We start from the raw sequence: 15,840 nt of genomic DNA, 5'->3' as shown, positions 1-15,840 counted from the left end.
GGGGTGCGGACCGCCGCCGTTCCGCACCCCCGGGCGCCGCCTCGCGGCGACGGCTCCACCCGGCGGTGACCTAGCGACAACGACGTCGACGAGAGAGGTCTGAAGTGGACTACACGATCGGTGATGCGTTCTGGTCCGAGGCGATCGGCACCGCGATCCTCATCCTGCTGGGTGCCGGTGTGGTGGCCAACGTCATCCTGCCGCGTACCAAGGGGTTCGGCGGCGGCTGGCTGCTCATCAACTTCGGGTGGGGCCTCGCGGTGTTCGCGGGCGTCTACGCGTCGTTCAAGTCCGGTGCCCACATCAACCCCGCGGTGACGATCGGCATCTGGGCGTCGGGCGCCGAGGAGTTCGCCCCGGGGATCGAGGTCACGGCGGTCAACGGGTTCCTGTACGTCGTCGCGCAGATGCTCGGTGCCGCGGTCGGTGCGCTCCTGGCGTTCCTCGTCTACAAGAAGCACTTCGACGAGGATGCCGACCCCGCCACCAAGCTGGGCGTCTTCTCGACCGGCCCGGAGCTGCGCTCCTACGGCTGGAACTTCCTCACGGAGGTCGTCGCGACGTTCGTGCTCGTCTTCATCGTCCTGGCGTTCGGCGAGACGCCCGCGGAGGTCGGTCCCCTGGCCGTCGCGCTGCTCGTCGTCGGCATCGGCGCGAGCCTCGGTGGCCCGACGGGGTACGCCATCAACCCGGCCCGTGACCTCGGCCCCCGCATCGCGCACGCCCTGCTGCCCATCAAGGGCAAGGGCTCGTCCGACTGGGGCTACTCGTGGGTCCCGATCGCCGGACCGCTGGTCGGCGGCGTGCTCGCCGGGCTCGCCGCCGGCGTGTACATCGGCTGACCGCCCCCATCCCCTGAACCGTCCCGAGAAGAGGCAGACGCATGACCGACACGTTCGTGATGGCGATCGACCAGGGCACGACGTCCACCCGCGCGATGATCTTCGACCACGGCGGCCAGGTCGTGTCCGTGGGGCAGAAGGAGCACGAGCAGATCTTCCCGAAGGCCGGGTGGGTCGAGCACGACGCGAAGGAGATCTGGACCAACACCCGCGAGGTGGTCGGCCAGGCGCTGGGCCGCGCGAGCCTCACGCACGAGGAGATGGCCGCCGTCGGCATCACCAACCAGCGCGAGACGGCGGTCGTGTGGGACCGCGAGACCGGTGAGCCGGTCTACAACGCGATCGTCTGGCAGGACACCCGCACGCAGAAGATCTGCGACGAGCTCGCAGCCCTGGGCGGCGGCACCGAGCGGTACAAGGACCGCGTCGGCCTGCCGCTGGCCACGTACTTCTCCGGCCCCAAGATCCGCTGGATCCTCGACAACGTCGAGGGCGCGCGGGAGAAGGCCGAGGCGGGTCGGCTCGCGTTCGGCAACACCGACTCCTGGATCCTGTGGAACATGACGGGCGGCACCCGCGGCGGGATCCACGTCACGGACCCGACGAACGCGTCCCGCACGATGCTCATGAACATCGACTCGCTCACGTGGAACGAGGAGATCGCGGGCGAGATGGGCATCCCTGTCTCGATGCTGCCGGAGATCCGCTCGTCGTCCGAGGTCTACGGCGAGGGACGCAGGGGCGGTCTGCTGCCGGGCGTGCCGATCGCGGGGATCCTGGGCGACCAGCAGGCCGCGACGTTCGGGCAGGCGTGCTTCGAGGTCGGACAGGCGAAGAACACGTACGGCACGGGCAACTTCATGCTCATCAACACCGGCACCGAGCCCGTCGCCTCCCAGAACGGCCTGCTCACGACCGTCTGCTACAAGATCGGCGACCGCGACACCGTGTACGCGCTGGAGGGCTCGATCGCGGTCACCGGCTCGCTCGTGCAGTGGTTGCGCGACAACCTGGGGATCATCTCGTCGGCGCCGGAGGTCGAGCGGCTGGCGGGTGCCGTCGAGGACAACGGTGGCGTGTACTTCGTGCCCGCGTTCTCCGGGTTGTTCGCGCCCTACTGGCGGGCCGACGCCCGCGGCGCGATCGTCGGGCTGACGCGGTACGTGACCAAGGAGCACATCGCACGGGCCGCGCTGGAGGCCACGGCCTTCCAGACGCGGGAGGTCCTCGACGCCATGAACGCCGACTCCGGCGTCGACCTCACCGAGCTCAAGGTCGACGGCGGCATGGTCGCCAACGAGGCGCTCATGCAGTTCCAGGCCGACATCCTCGGCGTCCCGGTCGTGCGCCCGAAGGTCCCCGAGACCACGGCACTGGGCGCGGCGTACGCGGCGGGCATCGCTGTCGGCTACTGGTCCGGCGAGCAGGACGTCATCGACAACTGGGCGGAGGACAAGCGCTGGGAGCCGGCGATGGACGCCGACGAGCGCGACCGGCAGTACCGGCTGTGGAAGAAGGCCGTCACGAAGTCGTTCGACTGGGTCGACGACGACGTGAGGTAGGCGCGGACGACCGCCGTGCGCGGGGCCGGGGTGCACACCGCACCCCGGCCCCGCGCGTGTCTGGCGCCGGGCGACGCCAGGGCGTACCCCCGTAACCCGGACCCGTGGGACCCAAGTCCCGGCCGCGGGCTCAAGTCCCAGGTCAGAGCGCCGATGAGTTGACGATGGCGCCCGACATGGTCGCGCCCAGAAACGGGAGGCACCCGCCATGCGCGTGCGCAAGCCAGTGGCGACGACAGCGGCGGTCGCCCTCGTCGCAGGGACGATCTGGAGCGCCGCGCCCGCGGCCGCCGCGTCGGCGAGCAACCTGGCGTCCGCGATCCTCACCCCGGCCGCCGCGGCCCACCTCACGGGGTCGACGATCACCACGCCGAGCGACAGCGCGAGCGCGGTGCGCACGGACTCGGTGGCAGGGTTCCCGAGCCGCGCCGGGGGGACGTACGCGGTGCTGTCGACCGGCGACGCCACCGAGCTCACCAGCGCAGGTCAGGGCTTCGAGGCGTCGACCGGGTACTCGTCCTCCGCCACGCGGGGCGGTGCCTTCGACGTGACCACCCTCGAGCTCACGCTGAACGTCCCACAGGGAGCGAACTGCCTGCTCGGGGTCACGTTCCGGTTCCTCTCCGACGAGTTCCCCGATTTCGTCGGGGGTGGCTACAACGACGTGTTCATCGCCGAGGCGGGTGCGACCACGTGGTCGGTCACCGGCGGCACGATCAACGCGCCCGACAACTTCGCGTTCGACAGCGCGGGTCGCTTCATCAGCGTCAACTCGGGGCTGTTCGACGGGAGTTCCGCCACCGCGGAGGCCGTGGGCACGGTCTTCAACGGCGCGACCCCGAAGCTCACGGCCCAGGTGCCGCTGACCGGCGGCACGCAGCAGAAGCTCTTCTTCAGCATCCTCGACCAGGGCGACGCGGAACTCGACTCCGCCGTGATGATCGACCACCTGCGCCTCGGGACGGTCGACGACCCCGCCGACGACTGCCGGCCCGGGGCGACGTCGAACCCCACGGAGATCCTCGTCTCCGCGGCGGCACCGACCCAGGTGGACGTGTCCGGCACCGCCGGGGACACGTACACGGTCCCCGCCTCCGAGGGCATCACGTACTCCGTCGGTGGCACGCCGGTCGCGGCGGGCACCTACCCGGGCACCGGGACCGTCGTCGTGACCGCGCAGGCACAGGCCGGCTACGCCGTGTCCGGCCCGTCGCAGTTCACGCTCGTGTTCTCCGACATCGCCCAGGTCACCGCCACCGAGCCGACGTGGACCGACACGTGGGGCACCGACGAGGACACCTACACGATCCCGTCGGTCACCGGCGTGCGGTACTCCGTCGACGGCGACGTCGTGGCCCCCGGCACCTACCCCGCCACCGGCACGGTCACCGTCGACGCCGCCGCCACCACCGGGTACGACCTGACCGGCGCCACCCGGTTCACCCACACGTTCACCGATATCCGGCAGGTCACCGCCGTCGAGCCGACGTGGACCGACGCATCAGGCACGGACGAGGACACCTACACGATCCCGTCGGTCACCGGCGTGCAGTACTCCGTCGACGGCGAGGCCGTGGCCCCCGGCACCTACCCCGCCACCGGCACGGTCACCGTCGATGCCGCCGCCACCACCGGGTACGGCCTGACCGGCGCCACCCGGTTCACCCACACGTTCACCGACATCACGCACGTGAGCGCGCTCGCGCCGACGGTCGTGGACCAGCCGGGGACAGTGCTCGACCGGGTCACGATCCCGCAGGTCACCGGGGTCGCGTACCTGGTCGACGGTGTGCCGGTCGCGGCGGGGACGCACGCGCTCACCGGGGACGTCCTCGTCACGGCGCAGGCCGCCGATGCGCGCCACGTGCTCGTCGGGACGTCGAGCTTCCCCCTGCACCTGTCGGACGCCGACGTCCCGGGGGCGCCCGTGCTCGTCGCGGAGGCCGGCTCCGGCTCGGTGGCGCTCTCGTGGGCCGAGCCCGCGGGAGACCCGACGGGGTACGAGCTGCAGACCTCGCGCGACGGCACCGTGTGGGCGTCAGCGGGCACCACGACGAGCACCCGCGCGACGCTCGACGCCCTGGTCGACGGGACACCCGTCTCGTTCCGGGTCCGTGGCGTCAACGGGCTCGGTCACGGCGCCTGGAGCGCCCCCGTCACGGCGACACCTGTGAGCCCGCCCGCCGCACCGTCGATCACCCGGGTGCAGCCGGACAACCGCCGGCTGCACGTCACCGTCGCCGCTCCCGCGTCGGACGGCGGCTCGCCGGTGGTCCGCTACGAGCGCACGCTCGACGGCGGGCGGACGTGGGCGGCGGTCGACGGCTCGCCGTTCGAGCTGACCGGACTGGTCAACGGCACGACCTACCGTGTCCAGGTCCGGGCCGTCACCGCGGTCGGTGCCGGTGCGGCGAGCGCGGTGGCCACCGGGACCCCCGTCGCGGCACCCGTGACGGTCCCCGGCGACGACGGCACGCCCGCGCGCCCGCGGGTCGAGCCGGGCGTCGTCCAGGCATGGGCCGGTGGCGCGCCGGCGCCCGTGACCGTCGGGGTGCAGGACGGACGGCGCACGGCCGCCGGGCAGGGCTTCGACGTGACGCTCGGCGGCGTGGACGCGCGGGGCACGCAGCTCCCGGTGGACGCCTCGGGCCGGGTCGTCGTGGACCCCGACGGGTTCGTGTCCGTCAGCGGCGGCGGGTTCGCGCCCGGTGAGGTCGTCGACGTCTGGCTGTTCTCGACGCCCGTCCTGCTCGGGTCGGTGACGGTCCAGGCCGACGGCACGTTCGCCGGTCGGCTGCGGCTGCCCGCAGGCGTGCCCGCAGGCCGGCACACGCTGCAGATCAACGGCACGCGTGCCGACGGGACGCTCGTGAGCGTCGCCGCCGGGGTCCTCGTGGCAGCCGCGGCGGACGAGCCGGACGAGCTCGCCGTGACGGGCGCACCGGCCGGCTCGGGCGCGCTCCTGGCGCTGTGGCTGCTGGTCGCCGGCGCGGGCGCGGTCCTCGTCGCACGCCGCGCGCACCGGGTCTGAGACACGACGCAGGGCCGCCGCGGGAGCTCCGCGGCGGCCCTCGTCATGCAGCCGGGCGGTCTCCCGGCGTCCGCCGGGAGCGGCTGCGGCGTCTACGTGTGCCGGCGCGGGACGAACGGGCGCGACCCCTCGGGCTGCGCTCCGCCGGTGCTCGCCACGACGCGCGCCGCGAGCGCGCTGATCTTCTCGTTGCGGTGCTGCGACGTCACCCGCAGGATCTCGAGCGCCCGGTCGGGCGGGCAGCAGCGCCGGGCCATCACGACGCCGAGCGCCTGGTCGATCACCTCGCGGCTGCGCATCGAGGCCGTCAGGTCGGCGATGTCCTGGCGCAGGTCGGCCAGCGCGACGCGGTCGGCGACCATGCCGGCCAGGACCACCGCTGCCGCACCCACGTCTCCGGTCACGCCTGACCAGTCGACGGCGTCGTGCGTGCGGACGGCGACGCTCGTCAGCACGCCCGTCGTGCCGTGCTGCGCGACCACCACACGGGGCCCCGGCGTGCAGCCGCGGGGCCACCGGACGTCGGGCGCGGCGGCGCCGAGCGTCGACATGAGGTGGTGACGCCGCCCGCGGACCTCGGCCTCGACGCGCACGTCGACGCACTGGCCGAGCCTGCGCTCGACGGCGCTCTGCAGGAGCGTCACGACGGCCGGCACGGCGGGCGAGACGTCGACCGCGCCCGAGGGGCGGTCGGTCCCCGGGGTCACGACGAGACCGACTTGCGGGGCTCGGCGCCGCGCAGGAGACCCGCGAGCTCGAGGGCCGCGAGGACCCGCGCAGCATGCGGCGGCACGTTCTGCAGCACGCAGGGCAGCCCGCGCTGCGAGCACGCCTCCTCGCACTGCACGAGGAGCGCCAGGCCGGGGGCGCCGAGCAGACGCACCTGGGCGAGGTCGAGGGTGACGGGCTCACGGGCGTCGCGGACCTGAGCCAGCGCACGTGCGGCCTCGTCGCGCAGGGAGACATCGATCTCGCCCCGCAGACGCACGAGGAGACCGGTGGAACTCATGCCGACGGCGATGGAGCTGACGGGCATGACATCGCCCCCAGGCGGGTCGGCATGTCGCCCCACGTCCTGAGGCGGCCGTTCACGCCATGGGTTGAACCCGACAACTGTGCGGCGACGCCCCGTACTCCGCCCGTGTCGCACCGATCCGGCCGGACCGACACTGGCGGGGGCACGCGGTCGGCCGGGGGTGGACGCCGCGAACCCGCAGGTCACCCCCGGCCGACCGGTATCTCACTGCTGCGGCGCCTGCCGCACCTCGTGGGCGGAGTCCTGCGCCTGGTCGCGCAGGTCGGTCGCGGCCTGCGCACCGTGCTCCTTGACGTCCGACGCCGCCTGGGTCGCGCGGTCCTTGACGGCCTGCACGGCCTCCTGGGCGGGCTCGCGCAGCCCCTCGGCCATGTGCTGCGCCGCCTCCTTGGCCTGCGGGGCCATGGCCTGGGCCTGCTCCTTGACGGCCTGGGCGGCACGCTGCTCCGGGGCCGACGTCGGCACCAGGGACGACGCCAGCCACCCGACCCCGAACGCGATGAGGCCGGCGGCCAGCGGGTTGCCCTGCGCCTGCTGCACGACAGCCGCGGGCGCGTCCTTCACCCCCTGCGCGACGGAGCCCGCCGCGGACCGGGCCGTGCCGGCCGCACCCCCTGCGGAGGCGCCCGCGGAGTCGCGGGCGTCCGACGCCGTGCCCATCACGCGGTCACGGACCGAACCGACCTTGCTGCGCACCTTGTCGGCCTGGCGGTGCGCGACCTGCCGCGGGTCGAGCGTGTCACCGACCGCGTCCACGTTGGCCGACAGGTCGGCACGCGTCGCCTCGATGCGCTGGCGGATCTCTTCCGGGCTCTCACTCATGGTTGGCCTCCTCGTCACCCTTCAGGGCGTTCGGGATCTTCTTGATGGTCTCGGCGGTGCGGGGCGCACCCTTCACGCGGCGCAGCTCGCCACGTCCGCGCAGGGCGAGGACGGCAGCCACGACCGCCCAGACGACGGCCACGACGACCGCCGCCCAGGCCCGGCCCATGGGCAGCCCCCACCACAGCGCGCAGGACAGGAAGAACAGCACGAAGTACCCGGCCAGGCCGGACCCCGCGAGCATCCCGCTGCCCTTGCCTGCCTGCTTGGCCGAGGCGGTCAGCTCGGCCTTGGCCAGCTCGACCTCCTGCCGGACCAGCAGGGACAGGTCCTCCGTGACGGCACCGATGAGGTCGCCCAGCGACGGGCGCCCGTCGGGCTCGACGTCGGGTGCCGCTGTCCCCAGCGGCGCACCCAGGGGGTCACCGGCCACCCGGGGGCCACCGGCAGCGAGAGGGTCGGCAGCACCGAGAGGGTCGGCGACCGGCGGCGGGAACCCGCTCCCGGCCGGCGCATGCCGGCCGGCAGCGACGGTCGGGTCACCCGGCCCGGTCACGGTCGGTCCTCACGCAGCACGCCGGCCAGCGGGTCGCCGCCCGCCGTGCCCTCCTGGTCCGACGCGGGGACGCGCCCCGACACCGGTGCCACCGGCGCGGACCCGCCGGCCGCGTGCCACGCCTCGTGCTCGGGGTGCGCGGAGGCGCCCGTCAGGCCCGGTCCCGTCGCACCGGCTCCGGTCACACCGGCCCCGGTCGCGCCACCGGACACGCCGGTCGAGCCGGTCACGGTGGGCGTCGCGGGCTCGGTGATGGAGGGCTCGGTCCACGTCGGGACGGGACCCGTCGGGGTCGCAGCGGCCGCCGGCGTCGCGGCGGCGCCCGTGGGGCTGGACGACGCCGTGCGCGGGCTCGCCGGAGGTGCGTCCTTCAGACCACGCGTCACGCGGCCGGCGAGCACGCCGGCGCCCGCGGCGAGCGCCAGGAACACTCCCGGACGCCGCCGTGCGAAGTCGGCGACCTCCTGCAGGACGTCGCCGGGCTCGCGGTCCTCGAGCCACGTCGCGACGCCGCCCGTGCGCTGGGCCACCTGGCGGACGAGGTCCGCACCCAGGCCGCCCTCGTCGGAGCTGTCGGCCATCCGGCCGAACTCGTCGCCCAGGGCCCGCAGGCTGGCCGCAGCGCGGACCTGCTGCTCGGACGCCTGCTCGGTCAGGCCCGTCCGGGCCTCCCCGAACAGGTCGCGCGCCTGCCCGGCGGCCTCGGAGACCACGTCGGACGCTCCGCCCTTGACCTCCTGGTACAGGTCCTGGCCGCTACCCGCGGCGGTGTGGGCGAGGCTCGACGCCTCGTCCTTCGCGGTGCTCGCCGCCGCAGCGGCCGCACCCTTCGTGTCGTGCGTGCTCATCGTCATCTCCACTCACTCGTGAACGTGTCCTTCAACTTCCCGGTGACCTTCTCGACGGGGTTCGGCCGTGGCCGTCGTCCCGTACAGCCGGGGGTACGGCTACGTGGGCGGCGTGGTACGACACCTCGCGGTGCTCCTCGTCCAGCGGGACGCTGCTGGGCACGCGTCCTCGGTGACGCCCACGGGCGCCTTCTCGACCTCCTGGAGCTTGCGGGCGTGGACCGCGTCGGGGCGGTCCGGTGTCGCTCTGTGCTGGAGCTCTTGACTTCGGAAGAACATGGCGCCTCCTCACCCGTATCTCGGGTGCGCGGGAGTGCTGCAGGACTCGGCTGCAGGGCGGGGCCGACGCGCGGCGACGCCCGGCAGGCCGGGATGACACCGACGGGCTTCCTCCGTCGGTGCGAAGAGATCGGGGGCTCGCGAACCCCGCCGCCCTCGACCGTAGGCGCTCGGCGGGGACACCGCACGGCGAGAACGCCCCGCCCCCGAGATGCGCCCGGAGGCAGACCCCCGCACCCTGGTGGCCACCCGAGCGGGAGGACAGCGATGCGAGCGATGGTCTACCGCGGGCCGTACAAGGTCCGCGTCGAGGAGAAGGACATCCCGGCGATCGAGCACCCCAACGACGCCGTCGTCAAGGTCGTGCGAGCCGCCATCTGCGGCTCCGACCTGCACCTTTACCACGGGATGATGCCGGACACCCGCATCGGTCACACCTTCGGCCACGAGTTCGTCGGCGTGGTCGAGAAGGTCGGGCCGTCGGTGCAGAACCTGCAGGTGGGCGACCGGGTGATGGTCCCGTTCAACATCTACTGCGGCTCGTGCTTCTTCTGCGCGCGCGGCCTGTACTCCAACTGCCACAACGTGAACCCGAACGCCACGGCGGTCGGCGGCATCTACGGGTACTCGCACACGACCGGCGGGTACGACGGTGGCCAGGCCGAGTACGTGCGCGTGCCGTTCGCGGACGTCGGTCCGTCGAGGATCCCCGACTGGCTCGACGACGACGACGCCGTGCTGCTCACCGACGCGCTGTCCACCGGCTACTTCGGCGCGCAGCTCGCGGACATCGCCGAGGGCGACACGGTCGTGGTGCTCGGCGCCGGGCCGGTCGGGCTGTACGCGGCCAGGTCGGCGTGGCTCATGGGCGCCGGGCGCGTGATCGTGGTCGACCAGCTCGAGTACCGCCTGGAGAAGGCGCGCGAGTTCGCCTACGCGGAGACGCGCAACTACGCCGAGTTCGACGACATCGTGGTCGAGCTGAAGAAGACGACGGACGGGCTGGGCGCGGACCGCGTCGTCGAGGCCGTCGGCGCGGAGGCGGACGGCAACCTCATGCAGCACGTCACCGGCGCGAAGCTCAAGCTGCAGGGCGGCTCACCGGTCGCGCTGAACTGGGCGATCGACGGGGTGCGCAAGGGCGGGACCGTGTCCGTCCTCGGCGCGTACGGGCCGATCTTCTCCGCCGTGAAGTTCGGTGACGCGGTGAACAAGGGCCTGACGCTGCGCATGAACCAGGCACCGGTCAAGCGGCAGTGGCCTCGGCTGCTGGAGCACATCCAGGCGGGCTACCTCACGCCGAGCGACCTGGTCACGCACCGCATCCCGCTCGAGCACATCGCCGAGGCGTACCACGTGATGTCGTCCAAGCTCGACGGCTGCATCAAGCCCCTGATCATCCCGTCCGAGGACTGAGAGGACCCGCGCCATGCCCTACACCGCAGGCAAGCCCCCGCTCCCCGAGACCCCGGACCAGCTGCGCGCGCGCATCCCCGGCTGGGGCGCCGACCTGGACCCGGCCGACCGTCCGTCGGTCCCGCGCGAGCGGTCCGACCTCGACTCCGGCGCGCACTGGGACTTCCCCGACCGGCAGCCCGAGACGTACCCGCGCGAGAGGTCGATCGAGCACGAGATGCTGCCCCCGGTCTTCGGCACCGCACAGCCGTTGCACGGGCTGTCGGGGAAGATCCGCCGCTACTCCTACGAGCGCTTCAGCGAGGGCCGCGCCGCGCACTGGCTGCTGCTCATCGCCGCCGACCGGGTCGATGCCGGCGGGGCGCACCTGCGCTCGCTGCTGACGCTGCGGCCGGACAACCCGATCACCGAGACGGGGATCCTGGCCGAGCCGCGTCGGCACCCGATCGCGTCGCGGCGCGGGCGGGTCGACGTACGGCACCAGGTCCTCGACCCGCTGATCGTCGGCGGGCCGTGGATCGTCGGTGCCGCCGCGGCGTTCGCGCTGCTGCGCGCCCTGCGGCGGCGCTGAGCCGACCCGGGCCAGGACCGAGCCGGGCGCTGGGCCGGGGTGCCGCGCCCCGACTCAGCGCACCTCGGCCGTCAGCCGCCCGTCGGCGTGCACCGTCAGCGGGGCGATCCGCACGTTGCGCAGGTGGTCGCGACCCGACACCTGCGCGTCGTGGTACAGCAGGTACCAGCGGTCGCCGACCTGCGCGATCGAGCCGTGCGTCGTCCAGCCGGCGACGGGCTCGAGCACGGTGCCGCGGTACGTGAACGGCCCGTACGGGGAGTCCGACGTGGCGTGGACGAGCGTGTGCGTGCTGCCGGTGGAGTAGAGCAGGTGGTAGACGCCGTCGACCCGCGAGACCCAGGGCCCCTCGAAGAACCGGCGGGGGTCGCCCTGCGTCAGCGGTGTCCCGGTCTCGTCGGTGACGAGGACCTCGCGCGTCGGCTCGGCGAGCGCGAGCAGGTCGTCGGTGAGCCGCGCCACGCGGGGGCCGAGCGCCGGGGCGTCGTCCGCCGGGTACGTGTCGACGCCCGTGTACGTGTCGCCGTCCCAGCGCTGCAGCTGACCGCCCTGCAGCCCGCCGACGTACAGGTACGCGCTCTCGTCGTCGTCGACGAGCACCGCGGGGTCGATGCTGCCGATGCCGGCAATCGGCTGGCACTCCGCGACGAACGGTCCGGTCGGCGAGGACGACGTCGCCACGCCGATGCGGAAGACGCCCTCGTGGTCACGCGCGGGAAAGAACAGGTAGTACGTGTCGCCCCGACGTGCGGCGTCCGGCGCCCACATCTGGCGGGCGGCCCACGGCACGTCGTCGACGTGCAGGACCTGGGCGTGCTCGATCGCGGGGCCGGCGAGGTCGCGCAGCTCGATCACGCGGTAGTCGCGCATGTCGTAGTGCCCTCCCTCGTCGCTGTCCGAGGCACCCGTGTCCTCGTCGTGCGACGCGTAGACGTACAGCACGCCGTCCCACACGTGGCCCGACGGGTCGGCCGTGAACACGCCGTCGACCAGCGGCCCGTCGATCAGCGCCACCTCGGGCGCCACGGCATCCGCCGCCGTCGTCGTCCGCGTGACGTCCTCGACGCCGGTCCCTGCTCCGCTCACCACGTGCCGCCCATCTGCTCACCGCTCCCGCGCCCCCGTCGGACACGACGCGACCGCACCTTACCGGGCCGTAGCCTCCGAGTGTTGCGCGCGAGGGCGCGAAACTTGTGGGCCGACCTCGGTCGTCGGTGGGCGCCGGTAGCCTCGGACGCCATGCGCCTCGCGACCTGGAACATCAACTCGATCCGAGCACGGGTGGACCGTGCGGTGGCCTTCCTGGAACGCACGGGGGTCGACGTCCTCGCGCTCCAGGAGACGAAGGTGAAGGACGAGGCGTTCCCGCGCGAGCCGTTCGAGGCCCTCGGTTACGAGGTGGCGACGCACGGGTACTCGCAGTGGAACGGCGTCGCGATCGTCTCCCGCGTCGGCCTGGACGACGTCGAGCGCGGCTTCCCCGGGCAGCCGACCTGGGGCGACCCGGCAGCCGCCGAGGCCCGCGCCATCGGCGCGACCTGCGGCGGTGTGCGCGTGTGGAGCCTGTACGTGCCGAACGGGCGGGAGATCGCCGACCCGCACTACACCTACAAGCTCGACTGGCTCGCCGCGCTGCGCGACGCCGCGCAGGGCTGGCTCACGGCCGACCCGCAGGCGCAGGTCGCGATGGTCGGGGACTGGAACATCGCCCCGCTCGACACCGACGTGTGGGACATCGAGCGGTTCGCCGGCCGCACGCACGTGACCCCCGCGGAGCGGGACGCGTTCGAGGCGATCGCGCACGCCGGCTACACCGAGGTGTCGCGCTTCCACGTGCCTGGCGAGCACACGTACACGTACTGGGACTACCAGCAGCTGCGCTTCCCCCGCAACGAGGGGATGCGCATCGACCTCACGTACGCCAGCCCGGCCCTGGCGGCGCGCGTCAGCGGCGTGCGCATCGAACGTGACGAGCGCAAGGGCAAGCAGCCGTCCGACCACGTGCCCGTGGTGCTCGAGATCGACGCACCGTGACCGTGCGGCGCCGCAGATCGGGCGGTCTCGGCGCCGGGGCTCCGCGAGGCGCCCGCGCTCGGCTAGGTTGCCGTCCATGACGTCGACGCCCGACGACCACGCACCCGAGCCCACCGAGGGCTCGGGCACCGGGTCCGTGCCGGAACCGCCCGCTCCGCAGGGACAGGCGTCGGCGCCCGACCCTGAGGTCCCACCACCCGGCGAGAGCCCCGCACCACCGGCGGTGCCCGACTCCGCCTCGTGGGGGACGTCCGCGTCGCCGGTCTACGGCGGCGGCACCCCGACACCCGCGGCCGGTGACACGCAGCCCCTGGCGACCGGGATGAACGACACCCAGCCCCTGGCGACCGGGATGAACGACACCCAGCCGCTCACGTGGGGCGCGCCGGTCCCGCCCGCGCTCGTCCCCGGTGGCGGCGGGCCCTCCGCGGCACCGGCCGGTGCGCCGACCGGCACGTCCCCCTACGGCGCCCCCGTCGCCGAAGGCCCTCCCGTCCCACCCGCACCCGGCCTGAACGCGTACGGAGCGCCGGCACCCGTGTTCGGGACGCCCCCGGCGCCCGGCGCCGGGCAGCCGCCCTCCTGGGGCCAGCAGCCGTACGGCGCCCCGCAGCCGTACGGCGCCCAGCAGCCTCCTGGAGGCCCGCCCCCGCAGTCCGTGCTCGGCGCACCCGCCTACGGTCCCCCGGGCCAGCCGTACGGCTACGCCCCGGCCGCCCCCACGGACGGGCTCGCGGTCGCGTCGCTGATCACGTCCGTCGGCGGGCTCGTGCTCCTGGCCGGTGCGCCCGGGCCCGTCGGCGTCGGGCTGGGGATCGGTGCGCTCTCGCGCATCCGCCGCACCGGGGCGCGCGGCCGCGGCATGGCGATCGCGGGCATCGTCGTGGGCATCGTCGGGACCGTCGTGGCCACCGTCCTGGTCCTGGCGGTCCTCGCACTCGTCCAGTGGGGCGCGAACACCGCGGAGCAGGCGAACGACGCCCTGAGCGGCCAGGGGCTGAACGAGCTCCTCGAAGGCATGGAGGGTCTCGAGGGCCTCGAGGGCGGCGGCGATGGCAGCGGCGGCAGCGGCACGTCGCCCGAGGACCTCGACCAGCTGCTCGGCGAGCTGCAGAAGCAGCTCGAGGGGCTGGGCGAGGAGCAGCTCGACGTCCTGCCGTCGTACGCGCTCCCCCAGGACGTCGTCGCCGGCACGTGCTGGGAGTCCGTCCCCGAGTACTACGACCTGTCGGACGCCGTGGCCGTCCCGTGCACGCAGGAGCACGAGGCCGAGGTCGTGGCCGTGCTGACCGCGACGGGCGCGCCGGCGACCGACCTCACCGTGGAGGACCCCGTGCTCTCGGCCGCCTACGTCGAGTGCGAGACCGCCGTCGGCGCGATCGACCCCGGGCTCCTGGCGTGGGGCGTGCTCGACGTGTGGCTCCCCCACCCCGACCAGGTGGCCGCAGGCCAGGTCGTCGGGTACTGCGTCTACGAGGACGTCGTCGGCAGCGACACGTCCCTGACGGCACCGTCCGGGATGTCGTCCTGACCTCCGCCGGCGACGCGCGGACGCCCACCGGCGGTGCCGCGGACATCCCCGAGGACCCGAACCCGCCGACGCACTACGCGGCCGGGTGGGAGGCCGCGCGGGCCCAGCGCGCGCGTGCTCGTCGCCGGGTGACCGTCGCGTCCGCCGCGGTCGGCGCCGTCGCCCTGCTCGCGGGCGGGACCGTCCTGGGGACGCGGGCCGTCACCGACGCCCGCAGCCGGCCGCTGGCCGCCGACGTCACCGCGACGACCGAGGCCTATGCCGTGCAGCTCGTCACCGGGTCGTGCCTCGCGGAGCTCCCCGGTGACGGCGAGGTCGGCCGGGTGGAGGTCGTGCCGTGCGCCGAACCACACGCGGCCCAGGTCGTCGCGCAGTACGCGTTCGACCCCGCCGCCGTGTGGCCGGGTCAGGAGGGCGCGCACGCGCGGGTCGCGCGCGCGTGCGTCCTGAACGACGACGAGGTCGCGGCCGGCGTGCGTGTGGTGACGTGGGCCCCGACGGCGGCCGGCTGGGCGGCCGGTGACCGCACGGGCCTGTGCCTCGCGGTGCCGCCGGAACCGGTGACCGGCTCGTTCGTCACGGTGAGCGTGCCTCCCGGGGGGTGAGGTCGTCAGCCCTCCGTGGTGACGCGCGCTGCGCGGCGACGCTCGCCGCGGCTCCCCGTGCGCGTCCACACGAAGCGGAGGAGCACCAGCGTGATGACGGCGTACACGACGCCGTTGAGCACGTCGCTGTAGCGGCCGATGTCGTGCCACTGCGAGCCCAGCACGTACCCGGCCCACACCAGGCCGCCGTTCCACACCAGCGACCCCACCGTCGTGTACAGCGTGAACCGCGCCAGGTTCATGCGCTCCACGCCCGCCGGGATCGAGATGAGGCTGCGGACGACCGGCACGCAGCGCCCGACCAGGACGGCGAGCCCGCCGTGGCGCACGAACCACTGCTCGGCATGGTCCAGGTCCTCGACCTCCATGAGCGGGATGCGCTCCAGCCAGCGCCGCAGGCGGGCGCGCCCGAACCACGCACCCAGCCCGTACAGCATCAGCGCACCGGCGACGGCCCCGATCGTCGCCGCGACGACCGCCCAGCCCAGGGACATCCCGCCCTGCGACGCGACGTACCCCGCGACGGGCAGCACGACCTCGGACGGGATGGGCGGGAACAGGTTCTCGAGGGCGACGAGCATCCCGACGCCGACCGGCCCGAGCGCGTCGATGACCGACACCACCCACCCCGCGAGGCCCGTCAGCTCCGCGTCGGCCGCGGCGGCTGCGGCAGCGGCGAGGACAGGCACGCCATCGGATGCTGCCAC

The 15,840-nt window shown here is 73.9% G+C and carries 15 protein-coding genes; 8 read left to right on the top strand and 7 right to left on the bottom strand.

Translation table 11 applies throughout. From position 1 onward, the window contains the following. The first annotated feature begins 104 nt into the window (after positions 1 to 104). From NP048_RS03150 to NP048_RS03140, 3 genes are all read left to right on the top strand, one after another. On the top strand, positions 105 to 842 hold the full coding sequence (locus tag NP048_RS03150; RefSeq protein ID WP_227578039.1) for an MIP/aquaporin family protein: 738 nt from the start codon (positions 105 to 107) through the stop codon (positions 840 to 842). Positions 843 to 883: 41 nt separating this feature from the next. Further along, positions 884 to 2,404, top strand: coding sequence for a glycerol kinase GlpK (glpK, locus tag NP048_RS03145; protein ID WP_227578038.1), 1,521 nt, complete (start codon positions 884 to 886; stop codon positions 2,402 to 2,404). A gap of 208 nt (positions 2,405 to 2,612) precedes the next feature. Continuing rightward, complete coding sequence (locus tag NP048_RS03140) at positions 2,613 to 5,435, top strand: fibronectin type III domain-containing protein (RefSeq protein WP_227578037.1); 2,823 nt, start codon at positions 2,613 to 2,615, stop codon at positions 5,433 to 5,435. A gap of 92 nt (positions 5,436 to 5,527) precedes the next feature. On the opposite strand, the gene NP048_RS03135 is transcribed toward NP048_RS03140, so the two are convergent. From NP048_RS03135 to NP048_RS03115, 5 genes are all read right to left on the bottom strand, one after another. Beyond that, positions 5,528 to 6,142, bottom strand: a complete 615-nt coding sequence (locus tag NP048_RS03135) for an ANTAR domain-containing protein (protein WP_227578036.1) — start codon at positions 6,140 to 6,142, stop codon at positions 5,528 to 5,530. Continuing rightward, on the bottom strand, positions 6,139 to 6,444 hold the full coding sequence (locus tag NP048_RS03130; RefSeq protein WP_227578035.1) for an STAS domain-containing protein: 306 nt from the start codon (positions 6,442 to 6,444) through the stop codon (positions 6,139 to 6,141). Before NP048_RS03130 ends, NP048_RS03135 begins: the two co-directional genes overlap by 4 nt. A gap of 231 nt (positions 6,445 to 6,675) precedes the next feature. Beyond that, positions 6,676 to 7,293: a DUF3618 domain-containing protein gene (locus tag NP048_RS03125; RefSeq protein WP_227578034.1), complete on the bottom strand. Its 618-nt coding sequence runs from the start codon at positions 7,291 to 7,293 to the stop codon at positions 6,676 to 6,678. Beyond that, positions 7,286 to 7,849 (bottom strand): phage holin family protein, encoded by a 564-nt coding sequence (locus NP048_RS03120; protein WP_348519184.1) that lies wholly within the window; start codon positions 7,847 to 7,849, stop codon positions 7,286 to 7,288. Before NP048_RS03120 ends, NP048_RS03125 begins: the two co-directional genes overlap by 8 nt. Then, positions 7,846 to 8,697: a hypothetical protein gene (locus tag NP048_RS03115; RefSeq protein ID WP_227578261.1), complete on the bottom strand. Its 852-nt coding sequence runs from the start codon at positions 8,695 to 8,697 to the stop codon at positions 7,846 to 7,848. Before NP048_RS03115 ends, NP048_RS03120 begins: the two co-directional genes overlap by 4 nt. 546 nt (positions 8,698 to 9,243) lie before the next feature. On the opposite strand from NP048_RS03115, the gene NP048_RS03110 reads away from it, so the two are divergent. After that, the gene (locus NP048_RS03110) at positions 9,244 to 10,392 is read left to right on the top strand and encodes a zinc-dependent alcohol dehydrogenase (protein WP_227578033.1); all 1,149 of its coding nucleotides are present in this window, start codon (positions 9,244 to 9,246) and stop codon (positions 10,390 to 10,392) included. A 13-nt stretch (positions 10,393 to 10,405) separates the two neighbouring features. After that, positions 10,406 to 10,963 carry a hypothetical protein gene (locus NP048_RS03105; protein ID WP_227578032.1) on the top strand — a complete coding sequence of 186 codons (558 nt, stop codon included), beginning with the start codon at positions 10,406 to 10,408 and terminating at the stop codon, positions 10,961 to 10,963. A 54-nt stretch (positions 10,964 to 11,017) separates the two neighbouring features. Here NP048_RS03105 and NP048_RS03100 read toward each other — a convergent pair whose 3' ends face one another. Then, complete coding sequence (locus NP048_RS03100) at positions 11,018 to 12,049, bottom strand: family 43 glycosylhydrolase (RefSeq protein WP_227578031.1); 1,032 nt, start codon at positions 12,047 to 12,049, stop codon at positions 11,018 to 11,020. A 153-nt stretch (positions 12,050 to 12,202) separates the two neighbouring features. Here NP048_RS03100 and NP048_RS03095 point away from each other — a divergent pair, with 153 nt between their 5' ends. The 3 genes from NP048_RS03095 (at position 12,203) to NP048_RS03085 (ending at position 15,133) form a co-directional block, all read left to right on the top strand. Further along, positions 12,203 to 12,997, top strand: coding sequence for an exodeoxyribonuclease III (locus NP048_RS03095; protein WP_227578030.1), 795 nt, complete (start codon positions 12,203 to 12,205; stop codon positions 12,995 to 12,997). A 76-nt stretch (positions 12,998 to 13,073) separates the two neighbouring features. Continuing rightward, entirely contained in the window at positions 13,074 to 14,528 is a 1,455-nt protein-coding gene (locus NP048_RS03090; RefSeq protein ID WP_227578029.1) for a DUF4190 domain-containing protein, read from the top strand. A 128-nt stretch (positions 14,529 to 14,656) separates the two neighbouring features. Continuing rightward, positions 14,657 to 15,133, top strand: a complete 477-nt coding sequence (locus tag NP048_RS03085; RefSeq protein WP_227578028.1) for a septum formation family protein — start codon at positions 14,657 to 14,659, stop codon at positions 15,131 to 15,133. 5 nt (positions 15,134 to 15,138) lie between these two features. Here NP048_RS03085 and NP048_RS03080 read toward each other — a convergent pair whose 3' ends face one another. Beyond that, complete coding sequence (locus NP048_RS03080) at positions 15,139 to 15,822, bottom strand: DedA family protein (RefSeq protein WP_227578027.1); 684 nt, start codon at positions 15,820 to 15,822, stop codon at positions 15,139 to 15,141. Between the last annotated feature and the right edge of the window lie 18 nt (positions 15,823 to 15,840).

It is taken from the genome of Cellulomonas xiejunii (assembly GCF_024508315.1).
In the GTDB taxonomy this organism is placed as follows: Bacteria; Actinomycetota; Actinomycetes; order Actinomycetales; family Cellulomonadaceae; genus Cellulomonas; species Cellulomonas xiejunii.
Note: the sequence above shows the minus strand (reverse complement) of the source record. Positions and strands in the feature narration are given on the sequence as shown.

Excerpts from the sequence above, each read along its gene's own strand:
- NP048_RS03130 (WP_227578035.1), bottom strand. The coding sequence starts at position 6,444 with ATGAGTTCCACCGGTCTCCTCGTGCGTCTGCGGGGCGAGATCGATGTC.
- NP048_RS03090 (WP_227578029.1), top strand. The coding sequence starts at position 13,074 with ATGACGTCGACGCCCGACGACCACGCACCCGAGCCCACCGAGGGCTCG.
- glpK (WP_227578038.1), top strand. The coding sequence starts at position 884 with ATGACCGACACGTTCGTGATGGCGATCGACCAGGGCACGACGTCCACC.
- NP048_RS03115 (WP_227578261.1), bottom strand. The coding sequence starts at position 8,697 with ATGAGCACGCACGACACGAAGGGTGCGGCCGCTGCGGCGGCGAGCACC.
- NP048_RS03105 (WP_227578032.1), top strand. The coding sequence starts at position 10,406 with ATGCCCTACACCGCAGGCAAGCCCCCGCTCCCCGAGACCCCGGACCAG.
- NP048_RS03110 (WP_227578033.1), top strand. The coding sequence starts at position 9,244 with ATGCGAGCGATGGTCTACCGCGGGCCGTACAAGGTCCGCGTCGAGGAG.
- NP048_RS03095 (WP_227578030.1), top strand. The coding sequence starts at position 12,203 with ATGCGCCTCGCGACCTGGAACATCAACTCGATCCGAGCACGGGTGGAC.
- NP048_RS03140 (WP_227578037.1), top strand. The coding sequence starts at position 2,613 with ATGCGCGTGCGCAAGCCAGTGGCGACGACAGCGGCGGTCGCCCTCGTC.
- NP048_RS03125 (WP_227578034.1), bottom strand. The coding sequence starts at position 7,293 with ATGAGTGAGAGCCCGGAAGAGATCCGCCAGCGCATCGAGGCGACGCGT.